Raw genomic sequence first — 252 nt, 5'->3', positions numbered from 1 at the left:
GGAGACGAAATCAATCTGCTGCTGAGTGTTCGCACTCGGATCGACGAAGTTGAACGTACCTTGGGCAATCGCCGTGAGCAGGTTGGCGATATAGACATAGCCGGTCTGCGTGCGACGCAGATCGTTAGAGAAGGGACGGTAAAGAATACCGGCATTGGCCGCGCCGCGAACCACGGGCGGGAAGCCGGTATAGTCAACCGTGCTCTGCTGGAAGTTCACCATCACATAACCTTCGGCAGTGTCGCCGAGACG

1 protein-coding gene is annotated in these 252 nt (G+C 57.1%); it reads right to left on the bottom strand.

Annotated elements, in window-relative coordinates:
- The coding region (locus C7I56_RS12200; protein ID WP_158703136.1) for a hypothetical protein at positions 1-252 on the bottom strand (252 nt) is incomplete at both ends.

This window comes from Allosphingosinicella vermicomposti (genome assembly GCF_003012815.1).
GTDB classification, from domain to species: Bacteria; Pseudomonadota; Alphaproteobacteria; order Sphingomonadales; family Sphingomonadaceae; genus Allosphingosinicella; species Allosphingosinicella vermicomposti.
This window is presented reverse-complemented; position numbering and strand designations above follow the sequence as displayed.